Origin of the sequence: Streptomyces sp. H27-H1, from assembly GCF_026627445.1 — a bacterium.
Classification (GTDB): Bacteria; Actinomycetota; Actinomycetes; order Streptomycetales; family Streptomycetaceae; genus Streptomyces.
The window spans coordinates 1-2520 of the sequence record NZ_JAPNLJ010000128.1 but is presented as its reverse complement, the minus strand read 5'-3'; the positions used below and the strand labels follow the sequence as shown (position 1 = coordinate 2520).

The 2520-nt window shown below is 58.7% G+C and carries 1 protein-coding gene; it reads left to right on the top strand.

The annotated features are described in order from the left end of the window. The first annotated feature begins 691 nt into the window (after positions 1-691). Positions 692-2425 (top strand): group II intron reverse transcriptase/maturase, encoded by a 1734-nt coding sequence (gene ltrA, locus OTB20_RS42055; protein ID WP_267825162.1) that lies wholly within the window; start codon positions 692-694, stop codon positions 2423-2425. Positions 2426-2520 lie beyond the last annotated feature (95 nt).

Below are 2520 nucleotides of genomic sequence, written 5' to 3'. Positions count from 1 at the left end.
TGTGCGACATGAGGTCGCTGACGATGAGAGGGGTTGGGCAGTGAGACGCCAACTCCCTGACCTGTGACCGATGGTCGGTCCCCAGCCTCCAGGGCCGAGGAGCAATCCGAGGTCCCGAGCGGAGGTGGTCAAGCTCAAGACTCCCGCGGGCCATCGTGGGGGAACAAGCGAAGGGGAAGTTCGGACGGGTGAACGCAAGTGAATCTTCGATTTAAAGAGTCGTTAGCCACAACGCCGCGCCGATGGCCAGCATTCGGCGGCGATAACTCCTGGTGTTGAGAAACACCGTGCGACGGAGGCCCTGATGCGGGGGCCATGGGCCGAGGACAGCCCGACCGTAGGTTACCGCAGGAGTCGGCTCAGAGAAGGCACCCACCCCGAACGCAACTCATCACAGCGGAACATGGAAACCCCGTATAGGTCCGGAATAGTCAACCGGTAAGCCGGAGGCAACAATGGTCGAAACCCTATGCGGGACAGGATGGTTCGATAAGCAAAAGCCGCTTGAGCGAAAGTTCAGGGGAAGGGGAACGTCGCACAAGGTCTCACGCCTGACGTTCCTATAACCCGGCGGATACGGGTTGACTGTGGCCCGGCCCGAAAGGGAGCCCACGCGAACCAGGTGGACACTGAAGAGACGATGAGCGGGACCTTATACATCGACGCAAGTTAGACGGGACGGGTGAGCGGCATGCAACATGATGACTGCGAGGTCATCCCGAACGGAGTTGATGGCGAGCCGAGTAACTCCCAATTCTGGACCAGTGTGGACTGGAAGGCGGAGTACCTGGCCGTCGAGAAACTGCGTCAGAGAATTTTCAGGGCATCTAAGAGTGGAAATCTGAAGCAGGTGCGCAACCTGCAAAAGCTCATGCTGCGTTCCCGAGCGAATACCTTGACAAGTGTCCGCAGAGTGGCGCAGATGAGCACCGGCAAGAAGACGGCAGGGGTGGACGGTGCCGTCGCGATGGGGCCGTCGGAGCGGGGCAAACTCGCCCGACAACTCATCGCAGGCACAATCGTGAAACCATCACCTGTCAGACGTGTGTACATTCCTAAGGCTAACGGAAAGTCCAGACCGTTAGGAATTCCCGTAATTCGAGACCGTGCCAACCAGGCGCGAGTTAAAAACGCCCTTGAACCCGAATGGGAAGCTCACTTCGAGGGTCGTAGCTACGGGTTTCGGCCTGGGCGGAGTTGCCACGATGCGATCGAAGCGATCTACAACGTGGTGGGACCGAGGGCAACCCGGAGGCTCGTCGTCCTCGACGCGGACCTTTCGGCAGCCTTCGACCGGATCAGTCATGACCACCTCTTGAGATCTGTTGGCCTGTTCCCAGGTCGCAAGCTCATCCACGGGTGGCTCAAGGCTGGAGTCTTTGATCAGGGAAGTTTCAGCAAAACGACTGAAGGCACCCCCCAAGGGGGAGTCATCAGTCCCTTGCTGCTGAACATCGCCCTGCATGGAATGGGTGATGCAATCGGTGCGAACACATGGAAATCGCGCAGGAATGACTCACCGGCACTCATTCGGTACGCCGATGACTTCGTCGTGCTCTGCACTTCGGAACGGGAGGCGTGGGATTGTAAGAGCACCCTCGCCGCCTGGCTGGCACCGAGAGGGCTGTCCTTCAACGAGGAAAAGACTAAAGTCTGCCACCTCGAAGAGGGGTTCGACTTCTTGGGATTCAACATCCGTCGCTATCAGGGCAAGCCAATCATCAAACCGAGTGATGAAGCAGTACGGCGCGCCAGGAAGCGGATCAAGGAAACAGTCAGGATCTATCAGGGTTCAACGGTAGAAAACCTGGTAAGCGCCCTTGATCCGTTCGTACGCGGCTGGTCCACGTACTACAGGCACGCCGTCTCCTCAACAACGTTCCAAAAGCTCGACACCTACACCTACGAGTGCCTGTGGCGCTGGGCGTGCAAGCAGCACCGCACGAAGTCAGGGCGCTGGATCACTCAGCGGTATTGGGGTCAGTACAGGCCAGGAAGGACGGCAAAGTGGATCTTCGGGAATCCGGAACGCCACGTGTCGAAATTCGCCTGGACGAAGATCGTCCGACACACCCTAGTGAAAGGAAATGCATCTCGGGACGACCCAGAGCTTACAGAATACTGGTTGAAACGAGCCCGGAAGCGGCTACCGCAGGTCGAGACGAAGAAGATCGTCACTCTTGCGGCCCGCCAGAAGGGACTGTGTACCAAGTGCGGTACGGACCTGATCGAGGGCGCGGGGTACGACCCCGAAGACGTCAGCGATTGGGCGAGGTGGTTCTCAGCCAATTCACGCGGCATCAATGTGCACCACACCGTGTACCGCAGCCAAGGCGGATCTGATCGCCTGAGCAACTTGGAAGTCATACACACGTCGTGTCATCGGTTGCACCATGCCGAAGACCGAAAGAGGACTTCTCGTTAGAGGCCGACATGTCTGCTTGAGCCGTGTGCCGTGAAAGTGGCAAGCACGGTTCTGAGGGGGGTCCCGCGCAGCGATGCGCGGGACCTACCCGACCA

Bases quoted from the DNA above. Each gene is read 5' to 3' on its own strand.
- ltrA (WP_267825162.1), top strand. From the start codon at position 692: ATGCAACATGATGACTGCGAGGTCATCCCGAACGGAGTTGATGGCGAG.